The 19,448-nt window shown below is 34.0% G+C and carries 22 protein-coding genes; all 22 read left to right on the top strand.

All coding sequences use genetic code 11. The annotated features are described in order from the left end of the window. The first annotated feature begins 819 nt into the window (after positions 1–819). The 22 genes from SBL15_RS12505 to SBL15_RS12400 all read left to right on the top strand — a co-directional run bounded on the left by SBL15_RS12505 (position 820) and on the right by SBL15_RS12400 (position 19,323). A complete protein-coding gene (locus SBL15_RS12505; RefSeq protein WP_037536972.1) occupies positions 820–1,353 on the top strand; it encodes a GNAT family N-acetyltransferase in 534 nt (177 codons plus the stop codon). Positions 1,354–1,375: 22 nt separating this feature from the next. Continuing rightward, positions 1,376–2,716: an aminotransferase class I/II-fold pyridoxal phosphate-dependent enzyme gene (locus SBL15_RS12500; protein ID WP_107612185.1), complete on the top strand. Its 1,341-nt coding sequence runs from the start codon at positions 1,376–1,378 to the stop codon at positions 2,714–2,716. A 1-nt stretch (position 2,717) separates the two neighbouring features. Then, positions 2,718–3,329 carry a dTMP kinase gene (tmk, locus tag SBL15_RS12495; protein WP_037536976.1) on the top strand — a complete coding sequence of 204 codons (612 nt, stop codon included), beginning with the start codon at positions 2,718–2,720 and terminating at the stop codon, positions 3,327–3,329. A gap of 33 nt (positions 3,330–3,362) precedes the next feature. Next, positions 3,363–3,692: a cyclic-di-AMP receptor gene (locus SBL15_RS12490; RefSeq protein WP_011276778.1), complete on the top strand. Its 330-nt coding sequence runs from the start codon at positions 3,363–3,365 to the stop codon at positions 3,690–3,692. A gap of 270 nt (positions 3,693–3,962) precedes the next feature. Further along, entirely contained in the window at positions 3,963–4,889 is a 927-nt protein-coding gene (locus SBL15_RS12485; protein ID WP_317956168.1) for a DNA polymerase III subunit delta' C-terminal domain-containing protein, read from the top strand. A gap of 1 nt (position 4,890) precedes the next feature. Continuing rightward, entirely contained in the window at positions 4,891–5,694 is an 804-nt protein-coding gene (locus tag SBL15_RS12480) for a stage 0 sporulation family protein (RefSeq protein ID WP_317956166.1), read from the top strand. 15 nt (positions 5,695–5,709) lie between these two features. Continuing rightward, complete coding sequence (gene yabA / locus SBL15_RS12475) at positions 5,710–6,108, top strand: DNA replication initiation control protein YabA (RefSeq protein WP_037536983.1); 399 nt, start codon at positions 5,710–5,712, stop codon at positions 6,106–6,108. Between the two features lie 157 nt (positions 6,109–6,265). Then, on the top strand, positions 6,266–6,991 hold the full coding sequence (locus SBL15_RS12470; protein ID WP_317956164.1) for a tRNA1(Val) (adenine(37)-N6)-methyltransferase: 726 nt from the start codon (positions 6,266–6,268) through the stop codon (positions 6,989–6,991). Then, positions 6,984–7,232 carry a GIY-YIG nuclease family protein gene (locus tag SBL15_RS12465; RefSeq protein WP_037536987.1) on the top strand — a complete coding sequence of 83 codons (249 nt, stop codon included), beginning with the start codon at positions 6,984–6,986 and terminating at the stop codon, positions 7,230–7,232. Before SBL15_RS12470 ends, SBL15_RS12465 begins: the two co-directional genes overlap by 8 nt. Before the next feature lie 2 nt (positions 7,233–7,234). Further along, positions 7,235–8,077: a 16S rRNA (cytidine(1402)-2'-O)-methyltransferase gene (gene rsmI, locus SBL15_RS12460; RefSeq protein WP_037536990.1), complete on the top strand. Its 843-nt coding sequence runs from the start codon at positions 7,235–7,237 to the stop codon at positions 8,075–8,077. Between the two features lie 251 nt (positions 8,078–8,328). Next, positions 8,329–10,308, top strand: coding sequence for a methionine--tRNA ligase (metG, locus tag SBL15_RS12455; protein WP_107612180.1), 1,980 nt, complete (start codon positions 8,329–8,331; stop codon positions 10,306–10,308). 29 nt (positions 10,309–10,337) lie between these two features. Then, entirely contained in the window at positions 10,338–11,108 is a 771-nt protein-coding gene (locus SBL15_RS12450; protein ID WP_107612179.1) for a TatD family hydrolase, read from the top strand. Between the two features lie 143 nt (positions 11,109–11,251). Next, entirely contained in the window at positions 11,252–11,800 is a 549-nt protein-coding gene (rnmV, locus tag SBL15_RS12445) for a ribonuclease M5 (protein ID WP_011276769.1), read from the top strand. Positions 11,801–11,803: 3 nt separating this feature from the next. Further along, entirely contained in the window at positions 11,804–12,694 is an 891-nt protein-coding gene (gene rsmA, locus SBL15_RS12440) for a 16S rRNA (adenine(1518)-N(6)/adenine(1519)-N(6))-dimethyltransferase RsmA (protein ID WP_011276768.1), read from the top strand. 99 nt (positions 12,695–12,793) lie between these two features. Continuing rightward, positions 12,794–13,057, top strand: coding sequence for a biofilm formation stimulator Veg (gene veg, locus SBL15_RS12435; protein WP_011276767.1), 264 nt, complete (start codon positions 12,794–12,796; stop codon positions 13,055–13,057). 317 nt (positions 13,058–13,374) lie between these two features. Further along, complete coding sequence (gene ispE / locus SBL15_RS12430) at positions 13,375–14,220, top strand: 4-(cytidine 5'-diphospho)-2-C-methyl-D-erythritol kinase (RefSeq protein WP_107612178.1); 846 nt, start codon at positions 13,375–13,377, stop codon at positions 14,218–14,220. A 19-nt stretch (positions 14,221–14,239) separates the two neighbouring features. Next, positions 14,240–15,064, top strand: coding sequence for a pur operon repressor (gene purR, locus SBL15_RS12425; RefSeq protein WP_011276765.1), 825 nt, complete (start codon positions 14,240–14,242; stop codon positions 15,062–15,064). Positions 15,065–15,081: 17 nt separating this feature from the next. Beyond that, a complete protein-coding gene (locus SBL15_RS12420; protein ID WP_011276764.1) occupies positions 15,082–15,462 on the top strand; it encodes a RidA family protein in 381 nt (126 codons plus the stop codon). Between the two features lie 68 nt (positions 15,463–15,530). Beyond that, positions 15,531–15,833, top strand: a complete 303-nt coding sequence (gene spoVG, locus SBL15_RS12415) for a septation regulator SpoVG (protein ID WP_011276763.1) — start codon at positions 15,531–15,533, stop codon at positions 15,831–15,833. 208 nt (positions 15,834–16,041) lie between these two features. After that, positions 16,042–17,397, top strand: coding sequence for a bifunctional UDP-N-acetylglucosamine diphosphorylase/glucosamine-1-phosphate N-acetyltransferase GlmU (gene glmU, locus SBL15_RS12410; RefSeq protein WP_107613439.1), 1,356 nt, complete (start codon positions 16,042–16,044; stop codon positions 17,395–17,397). Between the two features lie 111 nt (positions 17,398–17,508). Further along, positions 17,509–18,474 carry a ribose-phosphate diphosphokinase gene (locus SBL15_RS12405; protein ID WP_011276761.1) on the top strand — a complete coding sequence of 322 codons (966 nt, stop codon included), beginning with the start codon at positions 17,509–17,511 and terminating at the stop codon, positions 18,472–18,474. 183 nt (positions 18,475–18,657) lie between these two features. Continuing rightward, the gene (locus SBL15_RS12400; protein ID WP_011276760.1) at positions 18,658–19,323 is read left to right on the top strand and encodes a 50S ribosomal protein L25/general stress protein Ctc; all 666 of its coding nucleotides are present in this window, start codon (positions 18,658–18,660) and stop codon (positions 19,321–19,323) included. Positions 19,324–19,448: the final 125 nt, after the last annotated feature.

Genomic DNA, 19,448 nt, shown 5'->3' with positions numbered 1-19,448 from the left:
AACACAGAAGTTAAGCTCCTTAGCGCCGATGGTAGTTGGATTTACGTTCCGCTAGAGTAGGACGTTGCCAGGCAAATCGTATGGATGCGATCAGCCGATATCGAGACCGAAAGGTCTCTTTTTTTATGCACAAAAACAAAACCGAAGGTTTAATAAGATATCAACAAATCAAAGTGTAATAGCTTTACGAAGAGAAAGCGTTTGAAGCCGATGAATTGAGAAAATTGAGAAGCGAGTTTAGTTGAGCTAAAAGAGCAAGCAATTTTAGAAAATGAGGAAGGATGCGAGCGCTTGTCTCGAAGTAAAGTAAGTTTCTTAGCGCCGATGGTAGCAGATTTACGTTCCGCTAGAGTAGGACGTTGCCAGGCAAATTATTGAGACCGGAAGGTCTCTTTTTTTATGCCTAAAATTAAAACCGAAGGTTTAATAAGATATCAACAAATCAAAGTGTAATAGCTTTACGAAGAGAAAGTGTTTGAAGCCGATGAATTGAGAAAATTGAGAAGCGAGTTTAGTTGAGCTAAAAGAGCAAGCAATTTTAGAAAATGAAGAAGGATGCGAGCACTTGTCTCGAAGTAAAGTAAGTTTCTTAGCGCCGATGGTAGCAGATTTACGTTCCGCTAGAGTAGGACGTTGCCAGGCAAATTATTGAGACCGGAAGGTCTCTTTTTTTTATGCACAAAAACAAAACCGAAGGTTTAATGAAATCAACAAATCAAAGTGTAATAGCTTTATGAAGAGGAAGTGTAAAACTAAAGTATTGAGTTACTTTACTTAGTTAAATCGCTTGTCTACACTGTAATTAAAGGAGTGCTAAGAATGATAATTAGAGCTTTAGAAGAAACAGACTTACAATTTGTACATCATTTAAATAACGAATATACGATTATGTCTTACTGGTTTGAAGAACCGTATGAATCATTGAGTGAGTTAAAAACGTTATATCAAAAGCATATTTTAGATGAATCAGAGAGAAGATTCATTATTGAAGATGATCACACGTCTATCGGTGTTGTAGAACTAGTGGAAATTAACTTTGTACATAGAAATTGTGAAATTCAAATTATTATAGATTCACAATTTGGAAATAAAGGCTATGCTAAAAAAGCATTTAAAATGGCAATTGATTACGCCTTTTTAGTCTTGAACCTGAATAAAGTTTATTTATATGTGGATGTGAATAATGAAAAAGCAGTGCACATATATAAAAAAGCAGGTTTCATTATAGAAGGTGAATTAAAAGAACATTTTTATACTCAAGGAAAGTATAAAGATTGTTATGTCATGGGACTATTGAAAACAAAGTGGATTGAGCAACGCGATGGCAATGATGACTTATCGCAAGTACACTAAATAATTAGAAAGTGTGTATAATATGGAACTTCCAATTTTTCATAAATTATCTCAATTAGTAAATGAAAATGCTATTTCTTTACATGTACCTGGTCACAAAAATGGAACAATCGGTAATGTAAAAAATTTGGACTTTAAGATGGATATGACTGAAATCACGGGACTTGATGATTTGCACCACCCAGAAGATATCATATTAAAAAGTATGCAACATATTCATAAGCACCCGGATTATGACGCATATTTTTTAATTAATGGAACAACCTCTGGAATTTTATCAGTGATACAGTCATTTTCAAAATTAAAAGGAAATTTTTTGATTAGTCGTAATGTGCACAAATCAGTCTTTCATGGATTGGATATTGTACAGCAACCTGCTGATATAATAGCAATGACTAAGAGTAATGATAGTAGTCAATATTTAGGTCCGGACACACAAAGTATGACATTCAATAATCAGAAGTTAGCTATTGTAACCTATCCAAACTATTATGGTGAATGCTTTGATATCAAAGCATTTGTAGATAGAGCACATCGTGAAGTTATACCAGTATTAGTTGATGAGGCACATGGTGCACATTTTAATTTAAAAAACTTTCCAAAGTCTGCACTTGAAAGTGGCGCGGATTATGTTGTGCAGTCTTATCACAAGACATTGCCCGCACTCACGATGGGATCTATATTGTTTATTCATAAAGATGCACCATTGAAAGATGAAATAGTGCGATATCTAGGATACTTTCAGACTTCTAGTCCTTCATATTTAGTGATGGCCAGTCTTGAGCTAGCACATCAATTTTATGTTGATTACGATAGTACGCTATTTTTTGAGAAAAGAAAGCAACTTATTGATACGCTAAATATGATTGGATTAACTACTATTTGTGTAAGTGATCCTTTAAAATTATTAATTCAGTATCAAGGGTATTCTGGATTTGAAATACAAACATGCTTTGAACAAATGGGTATATACATTGAATTAGCTGACGACAAGCAAGTTTTAGTTGTATTGCCGTTATGGCATGAGGACGATAAGTATCCATTTGAAACACTATTAAACAAGATCACAAAAATCAACCTACCATGTCCATTGTCATCTAAACAATCAACATCAATACATATACCGTTAGATGAAGGTACATACTTCCCACAAGATAGTGGTAACGTAACATGGGTTGATATTGATCAATCGATAGGTAAGATATTAGCAATCCACATCATACCATATCCGCCGGGTATCCCTGTTTATTTAAAAGGGGAAAGAATAACCCAAAATATGATAAAATTAATGCGAGAATATCTTCAAAAAGGTGATAGAGTTGAAGGTATAAAACAAGAAAAAATATTAGTTAAGGATGAATAAAATGTCGGCGTTTATAACATTCGAGGGTCCTGAAGGTTCAGGTAAGACAACTGTATTGCAACGTGTGTCTGAAAAATTAGCTCAGGATTATCAGTTGATTGCTACTAGAGAACCTGGAGGAGTACCAACTGGTGAAGAAATACGTAAGGTAGTATTAGAAGGTGCAAATATGGACATACGTACAGAAGCAATGTTGTTTGCTGCTTCTAGAAGAGAACACCTAGTAGAAAAAGTTGTGCCCGCGTTAAATGATAATAAAATTGTCTTATGTGATAGATATATTGATAGTTCTCTTGCATATCAAGGTTATGCAAGGGGTATAGGTATTGAAGAAGTGAAGCAATTAAATGATTTTGCAATAAATGGTCTTTATCCAAATTTAACCATTTATTTAGATATTACGGCAGAAGTCGGTAGAGATAGAATACTTAAAAATCAACGAGATCAAAATCGGCTTGATAAAGAAGATATTGCATTTCACGAGAAGGTGATTGAAGGATATCGACAAATCATTCAAGAAACACCTCAGCGTTTTGCAGTGGTAGATGCGACACGTAATATTGATGATGTAGTCAATGAAACTTATGAGATAATCTTAAATTTTTTAAAATAATTATGATATAATAACAAGAAGAGGTGTTTTAAGATGAAAATGATTATAGCGATCGTTCAAGATCAGGATAGTCAAGAACTTTCAGACCAACTCGTAAAAAATAACTTTAGAGCTACTAAATTAGCAACTACTGGTGGATTTTTAAGAGCAGGTAACACTACTTTCTTATGTGGTGTAGATGATGACCGTGTAGATGATATTTTATCAGTCATTGATCATACTTGCGGTAATAGAGATCAACTTGTTTCACCAATGACACCAATGGGTGGTAGTGCAGATTCTTACATACCATATCCTGTTGAAGTGGAAGTAGGAGGCGCTACAGTATTTGTAATGCCAGTCGAATCATTCCATAGATTTTAACATTTAAAAGTAATGAATAATGAAATTAAGACACCTTAGATGAATAAACAATATTCGAGGTTGGGACATTATGGCTTATGCTCTGGAACACTGATAGACGGTGTTTGAAGGCAGATTTAGCAAACTTATTTGCAACATGTTAAGTTGTAGAGAAGCTCGATTCGACAAAATTTGAAATATAATTTTGCTAATCGGTAAGTTTGCATAAATTCTAAATGCTTTGGTCCTAACCTCTTTTATATTATAAAGTTGAATAAGGAGTAAGCAAGCATGGATGAACAACAAAAATTAGCGAATGCGTATCATTCAAATAAACTATCGCATGCCTACCTTTTTGAAGGTGATGATGCACAATCAATGAAGCATGTAGCGATGGAATTTGCAAAACTTATTCTATGTAATGGTAATCAGCAATGTGAAATGAAAGTTGAAACCTTCAACCAACCAGACTTCATGTATGTATCTTCTGAAGAAAATTCAATTAAGAAAGAGCAAATTGAGCAGTTGGTACATCGTATGAATCAACTTCCTATTGAAGGAACACATAAAGTTTATATCATAGAAGATTTTGAAAAGCTTACTGTTCAAGGGGAAAATAGTATATTAAAGTTTTTAGAAGAACCACCTGAGAATACGATAGCCATTTTGCTATCAACGAAGCCAGAACAAATCTTAGATACAATTCATTCACGTTGTCAGCATGTTTATTTTAAATCAAGTGATAAACAAGACTTTATAGATAGATTAGTTGATGAAGATATTAATAGAGCTGTAGCTGAAATGCTAAGCACCTATACTACGCAACTAGAAACTGCAATAGATTTAAATGAAGAACATGATTTAGTTACACTTAGGAAAGTGATTTTACATTGGTGTGACTTATTATTAACGAATAGACCTATGGCATTAATTGGAATAATAGATTTATTAAAAAATGCGAAAAATCGTAAGTTACAATTACTAACGCTAGCAGCCGTTAACGCGTTTTTTGAGGATATTATGCATGCCAAAATAGGAATTGAACGAGATTTTACATACACAGATTTAAAAGGTAATATAGAAAAATATGCGAATCAGTTATCGCTAAACCAAGTTATAACAATGTACGACCAAATTACAGAAGCGCACAAAAAATTAATACAAAATGTTAATCCGACGCTTGTATTTGAACAAATAGTAATTAAAGGTGTGAGTTAGAATGCCAAATATCGTAGGTGTACAATTTCAGAAAGCAGGGAAATTGGAATATTATGCGCCTAATGATTTAGACGTAAATGTAGATGATTGGGTTGTTGTCGAATCTAAACGAGGCATTGAAATTGGAAGTGTAAAGTTTCCACCTAAAGATGTTGAAGATGGTGATGTTACATTACCTTTAAAAGAAATTATACGCGTTGCTACAGAGCAAGATATCGAAACGTATTATCAAAATGATAAAGATGCCACTAATGCATTACAATTATGTAAAGACTTAGTTAAAGAACAGCAACTGGATATGCGATTAGTTAATTGTGAATATACATTAGATAAATCAAAAGTGATTTTTAATTTTATAGCAGATGATCGTATTGATTTTCGTAAACTCGTAAAACATTTAGCACAAAATTTAAAGACACGTATCGAATTAAGACAAATCGGTGTTCGAGATGAAGCTAAATTACTAGGTGGTATCGGTCCATGTGGTCGTTCACTATGTTGTGCCACATTTTTAGCGGATTTTGAACCGGTTTCAATTAAAATGGCTAAAGATCAAAATCTGTCTTTAAATCCTACTAAAATTTCTGGTGCTTGTGGTCGATTGATGTGTTGTTTAAAATATGAAAATGATTTTTATGAAGAGGCAAGAGCACAGTTACCTGATTTAGGGGATAAAATTGTGACACCTGAAGGCAAAGGACAAGTCATTGGGTTAAATATTCTAGATATTTCAATGCAAGTTAAAATCGATGGTTTAGAACAGCCGTTAGAATATAAAATGGAAGAATTAGAAGCTTTTAATTAAGGAGGCACGTTACTTTTGAATCGCAATGACTTATTTGAAAAAATTGTAAAACTTGAAAGTAATGTTAATCAATTAAATCAGGAAATGAGTGAACTGAAAGCATTATCTATCCAACTTATTGAAGAAAATGTTGCCTTACAAGTTGAAAATGATAATTTAAAATCATTGATGGCTAAGAGTGAACAAGACGTTGAAGCTGTCAAAGTTACAAATCGTATTGAAAAAGACAACAAGCCAATGAGTAAGGAAAGAGATAATAAAAGTTCAATTAAACATGTTAAGAAACCATTGCCAAGTAAGGATAACTTAGCAGTATTATATAGCGAAGGATTCCATATTTGTAATGGAGAATTATTTGGTAAACACCGCTATGGTGAGGATTGTTTACTATGTATGAATGTATTAAATAGTTAGACCATTGGTCAGTTGATATTGCCAGTGGATTGACAGTACGTCGAAAATGTAAAGTGAAATTGATTAAAGCGTACGCTAATGATTAGGGATGGATTTCAACACTTTGAAATATAACGATGTGTTGTAAAGACATCTCTTTTTTAGGAGAAATAAGATTATGTTAAAAGCTAATGAGCGTATTGATGACTTATTTAAAGAAAGTTTGAAAATTATACAAAATGACGATGTCTTTTCATTTTCAACAGATGCTTTATTGTTAGGGCATTTTACCGAAGTGAGGAAGAATGACAAAATATTAGACCTTTGCGCGGGAAATGGTGTGATTGCACTCTTGTTATCAGCTAAAGGATCGCAAACAATTGAGAGTATCGAGATACAAGAACAATTGGCTGATATGGCTCGTCGTACCTTCGAATATAACGATTTGACGAATCGATTATTAATGCATCACATGGATTTAAAAGATGTGTACCAAAACTTTAAACCATCTCAATATACGTTAGTCACGTGTAATCCTCCTTATTTTAAAAGCAATCAACGTCATCAACATCAAAAAGAGGCACATAAGATTGCGAGACATGAGATTATGTGTACATTAGAGGATTGTATGTTGGCAGCGCGTCATCTATTAAAGCAAGGTGGTCGACTTATGATGGTTCATCGAGCTGAAAGGTTAATGGATGTCTTAACTGAGATGCGCAAAGCCAGTATTGAACCGAAACGAGTGGTTTTTATTTATAGTAAAATTGATAAATCGGCTGTTACGATTGTAGTAGAGGGACGCAAAAACGGTAACCAGGGATTAACCATTGCACCACCATTTTACATCTATAATAATCAGGGTGACTACACTGATGAAATGAAAGAGGTGTATTATGGCTAAACATTATGTTTATATAGTTAAATGCAAAGATAATTCATTATATACGGGTTATACTACCAATGTAGAGGCACGTATTGCGACGCATAATGCAGGAAAAGGGGCTAAATATACTAAAACAAGACGTCCGGTAGTGTTAGTTTATCAAGAAATGTTTAGTTCAAAATCAGAAGCAATGCGAAGAGAGTATGAAATTAAAACATATAGCAGACAACAAAAATTAAAAATGATTGAGGAGCGTTAAATATGGCGACATTATATTTAGTGGGAACGCCTATAGGAAATCTAGGTGATATTACATTTCGTGCAATTGAAACTTTAAAAAATGCTGATTTCATAGCTTGTGAAGATACACGAGTGACCAAAAAGCTTTGCAATCATTATGATATTCAAACACCGCTCAAATCATATCATGAACATAATAAGTCTCAGCAAACTGAGTATTTAATTGAGTTGTTAAATGAAGGTTACAATATCGCTTTAGTGTCAGATGCAGGTTTACCTTTAATAAGCGACCCGGGTTATGAGTTGGTCGTTGCAGCCCACAGTTATGACATTCATGTAGAAACCGTGCCTGGTCCTAATGCAGGTTTAACTGCACTAATGGCAAGTGGCCTACCATCCTATACGTATACATTTTTAGGCTTTTTACCTAGAAAAGAAAAAGATAAAGTAGCAGTATTACAGGAACGAATGTTTCAAGATAGCACATTAATTATTTATGAGTCACCATTCCGTGTTGTTGAAACGTTAAAAGCCATTGCCAAAGTTGATGATACTAGACGTGTTGCAGTCGGTCGTGAATTAACTAAAAAGTTTGAACAAATTGTGATGCAAGAAGTTGGGCACCTAATAAATGCATTTCAAAACGATGAAATTATGCAAAAAGGTGAATTTGTAATCTTGATTGAGGGCGCTAAGCCTCATGAAACTGAACAATGGTTTCAATCACTTACCATTTCAGAGCATGTCGAACACTATATATCAGAACAAAATATTAAACCTAAAAAGGCGATTAAGTTAGTCGCAGAAGATCGTCGTATGAAGACTGGAGAAGTTTATGACATATATCATGATGTCAATCAATGATGTGGCAATGAAACGTTGATTAATTAAATATTTTTCTGGGAAAATGGGCAATGAAAATCTTATGAAATCTCCCATAAATTAATGAATTTATGGTAATGTTAATAGGATACGACATTAGAAAATTGATATGAGTTATAATAAGAAATAACTTAATATAAAAGGATATCGTGATGCGTTTAAGTATCAAAATCCATAATGAACAAAATAACACGTATATATTATTATTTTGTAAACGATGAGGAGGACTATTGATGGCGAAAGAAACATTTTATATTACAACCCCAATTTATTATCCGAGTGGTAATTTGCATATCGGCCATGCGTATTCAACAGTAGCTGGTGATGTGATTTCACGTTATAAACGTATGCAAGGCTATGATGTTCGTTACTTAACTGGTACAGATGAACATGGCCAAAAAATTCAAGAAAAAGCTCAAAAAGCAGGTAAAACTGAATTAGAATATTTAGATGAAATGATCAGTGGTATTAAAAGTCTTTGGAGTAAGTTAGAAATCTCTAATGATGACTTTATTCGTACTACAGAAGATCGTCATAAACTAGTAGTTGAGAAAGTTTTTGAGCGTCTTTTAAAACAAGGTGATATTTACCTTGGTGAGTATGAAGGATGGTATTCAGTACCAGATGAAACATATTACACTGAATCGCAATTAGTAGATCCAATATATGAAAATGGCAAAATCGTTGGCGGAAAAAGCCCAGATTCAGGTCATGAGGTTGAGTTAGTTAAAGAGGAAAGCTATTTCTTTAATATTAATAAATACACAGATAGATTATTAGAATTTTATGATGCTAATCCAGATTTCATTCAACCGCCTTCAAGAAAAAATGAAATGATTAACAACTTTATTAAACCTGGTTTAGAAGATTTAGCTGTTTCACGTACATCATTTGACTGGGGCGTTAGAGTGCCATCCAATCCTAAACACGTTGTATACGTATGGATTGATGCATTAGTAAACTATATTTCTGCATTAGGATACTTATCAGATGATGATGAATTATTCAAGAAATATTGGCCAGCAGATGTGCATTTAATGGCTAAGGAAATTGTACGTTTCCACTCAATTATTTGGCCAATTTTATTAATGGCGTTAGACTTACCGCTTCCTAAAAAAGTATTTGCACATGGTTGGATTCTGATGAAAGATGGTAAAATGAGTAAATCTAAAGGTAATGTGGTAGATCCTAACGTATTAATTGACCGCTATGGTCTTGATGCAACACGCTATTATTTAATGCGCGAACTACCATTTGGCTCTGATGGAGTATTCACTCCTGAAGCTTTTGTAGAGCGTACTAACTATGATTTAGCAAATGACTTAGGTAACTTAGTAAATCGTACAATCTCTATGATTAATAAGTATTTCCAAGGTGAACTGCCTGCATATGAAGGTCCTAAACATGAACTGGATGAAGATATGGAAGCATTAGCACATGAAACTGTGAAACATTTCAATGAAAGTATGGAAAGTTTCCAATTCTCTGTAGCTTTATCTACTGTATGGAAGTTTATTAGTCGTACGAATAAATATATCGATGAGACTACACCATGGGTATTAGCTAAGGATGATAGTCAAAAAGATATGCTTGGTAATGTCATGGCACATTTAGTTGAAAATATTCGATATGCTGCAGTGTTACTACGTCCATTCTTAACACATGCGCCTAAAGAAATTTTCAAACAACTGAATATTAATGAACCTGAATTATTTGAACTAGAAAGTCTTGAACAATATGGTGCATTAAAACAACCGATTATGGTAACTGAGAAGCCAACACCAATCTTCCCTCGTTTAGACACTGAAGCGGAAATTGCATATATTAAAGAATCAATGCAACCTCCAAAGTCTGAAGAATCTAAAGATGAAGTGGAAGAGCCAAGTAAAGCGCAAATTGATATTAAAGATTTTGATAAAGTTGAAATTAAAGCAGCAACAATTACTGATGCTGAAAACGTTCCAAAGTCTGATAAATTGTTAAAAATTCAAATTGACTTAGGTTCAGAGCAACGTCAAATTGTTTCTGGAATCGCTAAGTTTTATCGTCCAGAAGATATTATCGGTAAAAAAGTTGCAGTGGTCACTAACTTAAAACCTGCTAAATTAATGGGTCAAAAGTCAGAAGGTATGATTTTATCAGCTGAAAAAGATGGTGTCTTAACATTAGTTAGTTTACCAAGTGCAATTCCAAATGGTGCAGTTATTAAATAGTAATAAATTGTAAAATTAGGAGAGATAAAATGTTAATCGATACACATGTCCATTTAAATGATGAACAATATGCGGAAGATTTAACTGAAGTCATTTCTCGTGCGAGAGAAGCAGGCGTTGATCGCATGTTTGTCGTTGGTTTTGATACACCGACAATTGAACGTGCTATGGAACTGATTGATCAATATGATTTTATTTATGGAATTATAGGTTGGCATCCTGTTGATGCGATTGATTTTACAGATGAACGTTTACAATGGATTGAAGAGTTATCAAAGCATCCTAAAGTTATTGGTATTGGAGAAATGGGCTTAGATTATCATTGGGATAAATCTCCAGCTGAAGTTCAAAAAGACGTATTTAGAAAGCAAATTGCTCTCGCTAAAAGAGTGGGCCTGCCTATCATTATTCATAATCGCGAAGCTACGCAAGATTGTGTAGATATCTTAATGGAAGAACATGCTGAAGAAATAGGCGGAATTATGCATAGTTTCAGTGGTTCTCCTGAAATTGCAGATGTAGTTATTAATAAACTGAACTTCCATATCTCTTTAGGTGGTCCAGTTACATTTAAGAATGCTAAGCAACCTAAAGAAGTCGCAAAACATGTACCTATGGATAGATTGTTAGTTGAAACAGATGCGCCTTATCTTTCACCTCATCCATATAGAGGTAAACGTAATGAACCAGAACGCGTGACTTTAGTTGCTGAACAAATTGCAGAATTACGTGGTATGTCATATGAAGATGTATGTCGTCAAACGATGGAAAATGCTGAACGTTTATTTAAATTAAAATAATAATATATGTCTGAGAAAGATGTTAAACCGTGTCTGTCATGGTATGATTTTATAAACATGACACACGACATCTTTCTCATTTTTTATGTGATAAGTAGTTATAATATATGTGAAATGAATTTGAAAGGTAAGGATTTTTTATTATGAAAATCAATGAATTTATCGTAGTAGAAGGTAGAGATGACACAGAACGAGTAAAGTCGGCTGTTGAATGTGATACGATTGAAACAAATGGGAGTGCTATCAATAAAGAGACTTTAGCAGTCATCCAAAATGCACAAGAAACAAGAGGTGTTATCGTATTAACTGATCCTGACTTTCCCGGTGATAAAATACGTCACACGATTACAGAACACGTTTCAGGTGTTAAACATGCATACTTAGATAGAGAAAAAGCTAAAAATAAGCGTGGTAAAATCGGCGTTGAACATGCGCATCCAAAAGATATTAGAGACGCATTAATGCACGTCAGTTCTCCTTTTGAAGAAGCGGAAGAATCAATCGACAAAAGTGTTCTTATAGACTTAGGATTAATAATTGGTAAAGACGCACGTCGTAAAAGAGAAATACTAGGTCGTAAATTACACATCGGACATTCAAATGGCAAGCAACTGCTTAAGAAACTCAATGCATTTGGTTATACTGAATCGGATGTGCGCGAAGCGTTATCTATGGAAAAGGAGAGTGAATAAAAGGTGGAGAGAAAAGATATTGCGACACCTTCAAGAACTAAGGCATTGTTAGATCAGTTTGGATTTAACTTTAAAAAAAGTTTAGGACAAAATTTCTTAGTAGATGTGAATATCATTCATAAAATTATAGATGCAAGTGAAATTGACGACAACACAGGTATTATTGAAGTTGGTCCCGGTATGGGTTCTTTAACAGAGCAATTAGCCAAAAGAGCTAAAAAGGTGATGTCATTTGAAATTGATCAACGACTTATACCTGTACTAAAAGAAACACTAGCGCCATATGACAACGTTACGATAATTAACGAAGATATATTGAAAGCAGACATTGGTAAGGCGGTTAAAACGTATTTGAATGATTGTGACAAAATTATGGTCGTAGCTAATTTACCATATTATATTACAACACCAATTTTACTGAATTTAATGCAACAAGATATTCCGATTGATGGTTATGTTGTTATGATGCAAAAAGAGGTTGGTGAACGTTTAAATGCACAAGTAGGAACAAAGGCTTATGGTTCATTATCTATTGTTACACAGTACTATACAGAGACAAGTAAAGTGTTAACGGTTCCTAAATCAGTTTTCATGCCACCACCTAATGTAGATTCTATTGTTGTTAAATTAATGCAAAGAGAGACGCCACTCGTTAGCGTGGATGACGAAGAAACTTTCTTTAAATTAGCTAAAGCAGCTTTTGCGCAAAGACGTAAAACAATTAACAACAATTATCAGAATTTCTTTAAAGATGGAAAAAAGCATAAAGAAAGTATATTAAAATGGCTTGAACAAACAGGTATCGATCCTAAAAGACGCGGGGAAACGCTATCAATACAAGATTTTGCACGATTGTATGAAGAAAAGAAAAATTTCCCAGAATTAGAAAATTAAATTGTTGACAAAGCGCTACTACATTGATAAAATTTAAATTTTATTTGACATAACCTTGCAAAATATGGTATTATGTAACTTGTAGCGAGGTGGAGCAATATGCCAAAATCAATTTTGGACATCAAAAATTCTATTGATTGTCATTTAGGAAATCGTATTGTACTAAAAGCCAACGGTGGTCGTAAAAAAACAATCGAACGTTGTGGTGTGTTAAAAGAAACGTATCCTTCTGTATTCGTTGTTGAATTAGACCAAGATAAGCATAATTTTGAAAGAGTTTCGTATACATATACGGATGTTCTTACAGAGAACGTACAAGTTTCATTTGAAGAAGATAATCATCAAGAAGTAGTTGCACACTAATTTAGACATAAATATAGAGTGGTTTAGTGTACTACAACTCTATAAATTAAAATGTATTGGGTGTTGGGCTTATTAAGTTCAACACTCTTTTTTTGTAGAAGATTAAGATATGCGTCAAACGTGAGACAGTGAATGCTTCTATCTCACTTCCAATCATTTTACTTAAAAATAATATAATTTCATTAGAAAACGTATATTAGTAGATTAAATTGATTGTTTTATTAAGATTTTACATAAATTTGTCATGTATCTATCAAATATTTTAAGTCTTTGTGTTAAAATCATCTTATTACTATAGATGAAGAGAGGGCGGAAAAATGATATATGAAACGGCACCAGCCAAGATAAATTTGACGCTCGATACACTTTTCAAAAGAGATGATGGATATCATGAAATTGCAATGATTATGACGACAGTTGATCTGAACGATCGATTATCTTTCCAAAAAAGAAAAGATAAAAAAATCGTTGTTGATATTGAACATAATTATGTTCCAAATGATCATAAAAATTTGGCTTACCGTGCAGCACAATTGATGATGGAAACCTATGATTTAAATGAAGGTGTCACCATTACTATAGATAAAGATATCCCCGTTTCTGCCGGTTTAGCAGGAGGATCAGCTGATGCAGCTGCTACGATGCGTGGTATTAATCGTTTGTTTAATTTGGATAAATCTTTGCATGAACTAAGTGATTTGGGAATACAAATTGGAACAGACATTCCGTTTTGCATCTATAACAGAACTGCTGTATGCAAAGGTAGAGGTGAAAAGATACGCTTTTTAAAAAAGCCACCTTCAGCTTGGGTAGTTTTAGCTAAACCAAATTTAGGTATATCATCCGCGGATGTATTCAAGGCGTTAGATTTAGATGATGCGCATCATGTAGATACTGAAATGTGCGAGAAGGCGATTGTTGAAGGTGATTATAAACAGTTATGTGAAAGCTTATCGAATCGTTTAGAACCAGTATCAATGTCAATGCATCCTGAAATTGAAAAAATAAAAAATAATATGTTGCAATGTGGTGCAGATGGCGCATTAATGAGTGGTAGTGGTCCAACCGTATATGGGCTTGCTCAAAAAGAAAGCCAAGCGAAAAAGATATATAATGCTGTTAATGGCTGCTGTAATGAAGTGTATTTAGTAAGATTATTATGATAGAAGGGTTGAACAACAAATGAGGTATAAAAGAAGTGAACGTATCGTCTTTATGACACAGTATTTAATGAATCATCCAAATCAGTTAATACCTTTAACTTTTTTTGTGAAAAAATTTAAACAAGCGAAGTCTTCAATTAGTGAAGATGTTCAAATTATTAAGAATACTTTCCAAAAAGAAAAGCTAGGTACAGTTATTACGACTGCAGGTGCGAGTGGTGGTGTAACTTACAAACCAATGATGAGTAAAGAAGAAGCTTCGGAAATTGTTGAAGAAGTTATTGAACTACTTCAAGAAAAAGAACGATTATTACCTGGTGGATATCTTTTCTTATCAGATTTAGTAGGTAACCCTTCTTTACTTAATAAAGTTGGTAAATTAATTGCTAGCATTTATATGGAAGAAGATCTTGATGCGGTTGTGACAATCGCTACAAAAGGGATATCACTTGCCAATGCGGTAGCTAACGTATTAAATTTACCTGTAGTAGTAATTAGAAAAGACAATAAAGTTACTGAGGGATCTACTGTATCGATTAACTACGTGTCTGGCTCTTCTCGTAAGATCGAAACGATGGTGCTTTCTAAACGTACATTAGCTGAAAATTCTAATGTGCTTGTCGTGGATGATTTTATGAGAGCAGGAGGTTCAATCAACGGTGTCATGAATCTTATGAATGAGTTTAAGGCACAAGTTAAAGGGGTATCTGTACTTGTAGAATCAAAAGAAGTTAAACAAAGATTGATTGAGGATTATACTTCTTTAGTTAAATTATCTGATGTTGATGAATACAATCAGGAATTTAAAGTAGAACCTGGCAATAGTTTGTCTAAATTTTCTTAAAAGGAGTTTATTACATCATGAAAACAATTAACACTAACAAAGCACCAGAAGCTTTAGGACCATACTCACACGCTATGGTTGTGAATAATTTAGTATTCACATCTGGACAAATCCCATTAGATACTGAAGGGAATATTGTCAGTGATGATGTGAAAGAGCAAACAAAACAAGTGCTAGACAATTTGTCTGTCGTACTTGAAGAAGCTGGTTCGGATTTAAACTCAGTTGTGAAAGCAACCATTTTTATCTCCGACATGAATGAATTTCAACAAATAAATGAAGTCTATGGTAGTTATTTCAGTGAACATCAACCAGCACGTAGTTGTGTTGAAGTTGCACGATTACCTAAAGACGTTAAAGTTGAAATTGAAGTTGTAGGTAAAGTAAAAGGAATATAATTTCCTTAATTAAAGAATTGTCAAGCTTCTAACAAACAAAGATATATATACTAGGGGGGGCTCACTACATGAAAGTGACAGATGTTAGACTTAGAAAAATACAAACAGATGGCAGAATGAAAGCACTTGTTTCAATTACATTAGACGAAGCTTTTGTTATTCACGATTTACGTGTAATTGAAGGGAACTCAGGTCTTTTCGTTGCTATGCCAAGTAAACGTACACCAGATGGTGAATTCCGTGATATCGCGCATCCAATCAACTCTGATATGAGACAAGAAATTCAAGATGCCGTTATGAAAGTATATGACGAAACAGATGAAGTTATTCCAGATAAAAATGCTTCATCAGAAGATTCAGACGAAGCTTAAATAAATCATACATTATGGCAGGTTCAGCATTTAAATTTGTTGAACCTGCTTTTTAAATATCAAGTGTGGTATAAAGCATTCTACTAGTGAATACATATTTTGAAAATTTAAATAGACTAAATTATAAAACCTTCTAAATCTTGAAACTCGAACTTGAGTTAAATTATAATAAATTAGAAGTGTAAAATTTATTGGAGGGTTACCACTCATGCAAAGAAATGCGGTAATATTAGCAGCTGGAAAAGGTACTAGAATGAAATCAAATAAATATAAAGTGCTACATAAAGTTGCTGGAAAATCAATGGTAGAACATGTGTTAACAAATGTTAAGAATGCTGGTGTTAACCAAATCGTGACAATTGTAGGTCATGGCGCTGAAGATGTTAAAGAAACATTGGGGAACCAATCGTTATATAGCTATCAAGAAGAACAATTAGGAACAGCACATGCTGTAAAGATGGCTAACGAACATTTGAAAGAAGTGGAAGGTACAACTTTAGTTGTTTGTGGAGACACACCACTCATTACAGCTCATACGTTACAAAAGTTAATTGAGCATCATGAAAGTACTCATGCGCAAGCGACAGTATTATCAGCAACTGCTCAGATTCCGTTTGGTTATGGGCGAATCGTTCGCAATGAACAACGTAGACTACAACGTATTGTTGAAGAAAAAGACGCGTCAGAAGCACAAAAAGCATTAACGGAAATTAGTTCTGGAATTTTTGCGTTCGATAATCGAGTTCTTTTCTCTAAATTAGAAGAAGTTAAAAATGATAATGCTCAAGGTGAATACTACTTGCCAGATGTGATCAGCTTAATCTTAGCTGATAATGGCGTCGCTGAAGTTTATCACACAGACGATTTTAATGAGATTATGGGTGTAAATGATCGTGTCATGTTAAGTAATGCGGAAAAGGCGTTGCAACAACGTATTAACATTGAGCATATGAGAAATGGTGTAACTATTATCGACCCTACAACTACATTTATTGGACCAGATGTCAAAATAGGTATGGATACAATTATTGAACCTGGTGTACGTATTAATGGTGAAACAGTAATAGGAGAAGAAGCTGTCATCGGTCAATACTCTGAAATCAACAATAGTCATATTGGCTCACAAGTTGACATTAAACAATCGGTTATTAATGATTCAATCGTTGGTGATAAAACAAAAGTTGGACCATTCGCGCAACTAAGACCTGGTTCAAACTTAGGTTCAGATGTAAAAGTGGGTAACTTTGTAGAAGTGAAGAAAGCAGATCTTAAAGATGGGGCTAAAGTATCTCACTTAAGTTATATTGGAGATGCTGAAATCGGTGAACGTACAAACATTGGTTGTGGTTCAATCACAGTAAATTATGATGGTGTTAATAAATTTAAAACGGTTGTAGGTAAAGATGCATTTATTGGATGTAATACTAACTTAGTGGCACCTGTAACTGTTGGTGACGGTGTGTTAATCGCTGCAGGTTCAACAATTACCGACAACGTCCCTAATGAAAGTTTAGCCCTTGCGCGAGCCCGTCAAATCACAAAAGAAGGATATCTCAAAAAATAATTTTTTGATACAATTTGGTATCTCTTTTCCACAATTTTTTGTTGAACATAGTAAAAGCGATTAATTTTTTATATAATGAAAGTGTCTAAGTTAAAAATTGGAGGACTATAAATGTTAAATAATGAATACAAGAATTCATCTTTAAAGATTTTCTCTTTAAAAGGAAATGAGCCATTAGCACAAGAGGTAGCTGATCGAGTAGGGATTGAATTAGGGAAATGTTCTGTTAAACGCTTTAGCGATGGAGAAATTCAAATCAATATTGAAGAAAGTATTCGTGGATGTGATGTTTTCATTATCCAACCAACTTCAAATCCGGTTAATTTACACTTGATGGAGTTATTGATTATGATTGATGCTTGTAAGCGTGCATCAGCAGCTAATATCAATATTGTGGTTCCATATTATGGCTATGCACGTCAAGATAGAAAAGCACGTAGCCGTGAACCTATTACAGCTAAGTTAGTAGCTAATTTAATTGAAACAGCTGGCGCTAATCGCATGATTGCATTAGATTTACATGCACCACAAATTCAAGGATTCTTTGATATTCCAATTGACCATTTAATGGGTGTACCAATCATTGGTCAACATTTTGAGAATGACCCTAACATTGACCCAGAAGAATGTGTCGTAGTATCACCGGACCACGGTGGCGTTACACGCGCACGTAAACTTGCTGACATTTTAAAAACTCCGATTGCAATTATTGATAAACGACGTCCTAAACCAAACGTAGCAGAAGTAATGAATATTGTTGGTGAAATTGAAGGACGCACTGCGATTATTATTGATGACATTATCGATACAGCAGGAACAATCACTTTAGCTGCGCAAGCTTTAAAAGATAAAGGTGCTAAAGATGTGTATGCTTGTTGTACACACCCAGTTTTATCAGGCCCTGCTAAGGAGCGTATCGAGAATTCAGCAATTAAAGAATTAATCGTTACAAATTCAATCTTATTAGATGACACACGTAAACCGTCAAACACTAAAGAATTATCAGTAGCTGGATTACTTGCTCAAGCAATTATTCGAGTATATGAACGTGAATCAGTAAGTGTATTATTTGACTAAAGTTTACAATTGCGTTTGACTTATACATTTCAACCGTGTATAATACATTCGTTCGTGGTTTTACGAACTAATAAACACTTGCAAGCAACTTATAAAGTTGATGGGTAAGTGAAGGGAAGTCCAGAACTTTATATTCTCACGATAATAAGTATCTAGACTTGAAAATGAAAGGTGGAAATACGAATGGCTTCATTAAAGTCAATCATCCGTCAAGGTAAACAAACACGTTCTGACCTTAAAAAATTACGTAATACAGGTAAAGTACCTGCAGTAGTTTATGGTTATGGTACTAAAAATACTTCAGTTAAAGTTGATGAAGTTGAATTCATCAAAGTTATCCGTGAAGTAGGACGTAACGGTGTTATCGATTTAGGCGTTGGTTCTAAATCAATCAAAGTTATGGTGTCAGATTATCAATTTGACCCACTTAAAAACCAAATTACACACATCGACTTCTTAGCAATCAACATGACTGAAGAACGTACTGTTGATGTACCAGTTCACTTAGTAGGTGAAGCTGCTGGTGCTAAAGAAGGTGGCGTAGTTGAACAACCATTATTCGACTTACAAGTTACAGCAACTCCAGAAAATATCCCTGAATCAATTGAAGTTGATATTACTGAATTAGAAGTTAATGACAGCTACTCAGTTTCAGATATTAAAGTTTCTGGCGATTTCACAATTGAAAACGACCCAGAAGAATCTGTTGTAACAGTAGTTCCTCCAACTGATGAACCTACTGAAGAAGAAGTTGAAGCTATGGAAGGTGAAGCAGCAACTGAAGAACCTGAAGTAGTTGGTGAAGAAAAAGAAGAAGATAGCGAAGAAGAAAATAAAGACGAAGAATAATTCGTTGATTGTTATCTTTATGGGAGTGGAACATGAATTCTTAATGAATTCTGTTCTACTCCCTTTTTGTGTTATTATAGGGAATGTTATAAAATAATGAATAATTGATATATGCACAATTCTAT

It is taken from the genome of Staphylococcus sp. NWU MKU2 (assembly GCF_033283605.1).
GTDB lineage: Bacteria > Bacillota > Bacilli > Staphylococcales > Staphylococcaceae > Staphylococcus > Staphylococcus haemolyticus.
This window is presented reverse-complemented; position numbering and strand designations above follow the sequence as displayed.

Coding starts and splice junctions, on each gene's coding strand:
- SBL15_RS12505 (WP_037536972.1), top strand. CDS start 820: ATGATAATTAGAGCTTTAGAAGAAACAGACTTACAATTTGTACATCAT.
- SBL15_RS12500 (WP_107612185.1), top strand. CDS start 1,376: ATGGAACTTCCAATTTTTCATAAATTATCTCAATTAGTAAATGAAAAT.
- tmk (WP_037536976.1), top strand. CDS start 2,718: ATGTCGGCGTTTATAACATTCGAGGGTCCTGAAGGTTCAGGTAAGACA.
- SBL15_RS12490 (WP_011276778.1), top strand. CDS start 3,363: ATGAAAATGATTATAGCGATCGTTCAAGATCAGGATAGTCAAGAACTT.
- SBL15_RS12485 (WP_317956168.1), top strand. CDS start 3,963: ATGGATGAACAACAAAAATTAGCGAATGCGTATCATTCAAATAAACTA.
- SBL15_RS12480 (WP_317956166.1), top strand. CDS start 4,891: ATGCCAAATATCGTAGGTGTACAATTTCAGAAAGCAGGGAAATTGGAA.
- SBL15_RS12470 (WP_317956164.1), top strand. CDS start 6,266: ATGTTAAAAGCTAATGAGCGTATTGATGACTTATTTAAAGAAAGTTTG.
- SBL15_RS12465 (WP_037536987.1), top strand. CDS start 6,984: ATGGCTAAACATTATGTTTATATAGTTAAATGCAAAGATAATTCATTA.
- rsmI (WP_037536990.1), top strand. CDS start 7,235: ATGGCGACATTATATTTAGTGGGAACGCCTATAGGAAATCTAGGTGAT.
- metG (WP_107612180.1), top strand. CDS start 8,329: ATGGCGAAAGAAACATTTTATATTACAACCCCAATTTATTATCCGAGT.
- SBL15_RS12450 (WP_107612179.1), top strand. CDS start 10,338: ATGTTAATCGATACACATGTCCATTTAAATGATGAACAATATGCGGAA.
- rnmV (WP_011276769.1), top strand. CDS start 11,252: ATGAAAATCAATGAATTTATCGTAGTAGAAGGTAGAGATGACACAGAA.
- veg (WP_011276767.1), top strand. CDS start 12,794: ATGCCAAAATCAATTTTGGACATCAAAAATTCTATTGATTGTCATTTA.
- ispE (WP_107612178.1), top strand. CDS start 13,375: ATGATATATGAAACGGCACCAGCCAAGATAAATTTGACGCTCGATACA.
- purR (WP_011276765.1), top strand. CDS start 14,240: ATGAGGTATAAAAGAAGTGAACGTATCGTCTTTATGACACAGTATTTA.
- SBL15_RS12420 (WP_011276764.1), top strand. CDS start 15,082: ATGAAAACAATTAACACTAACAAAGCACCAGAAGCTTTAGGACCATAC.
- spoVG (WP_011276763.1), top strand. CDS start 15,531: ATGAAAGTGACAGATGTTAGACTTAGAAAAATACAAACAGATGGCAGA.
- glmU (WP_107613439.1), top strand. CDS start 16,042: ATGCAAAGAAATGCGGTAATATTAGCAGCTGGAAAAGGTACTAGAATG.
- SBL15_RS12405 (WP_011276761.1), top strand. CDS start 17,509: ATGTTAAATAATGAATACAAGAATTCATCTTTAAAGATTTTCTCTTTA.
- SBL15_RS12400 (WP_011276760.1), top strand. CDS start 18,658: ATGGCTTCATTAAAGTCAATCATCCGTCAAGGTAAACAAACACGTTCT.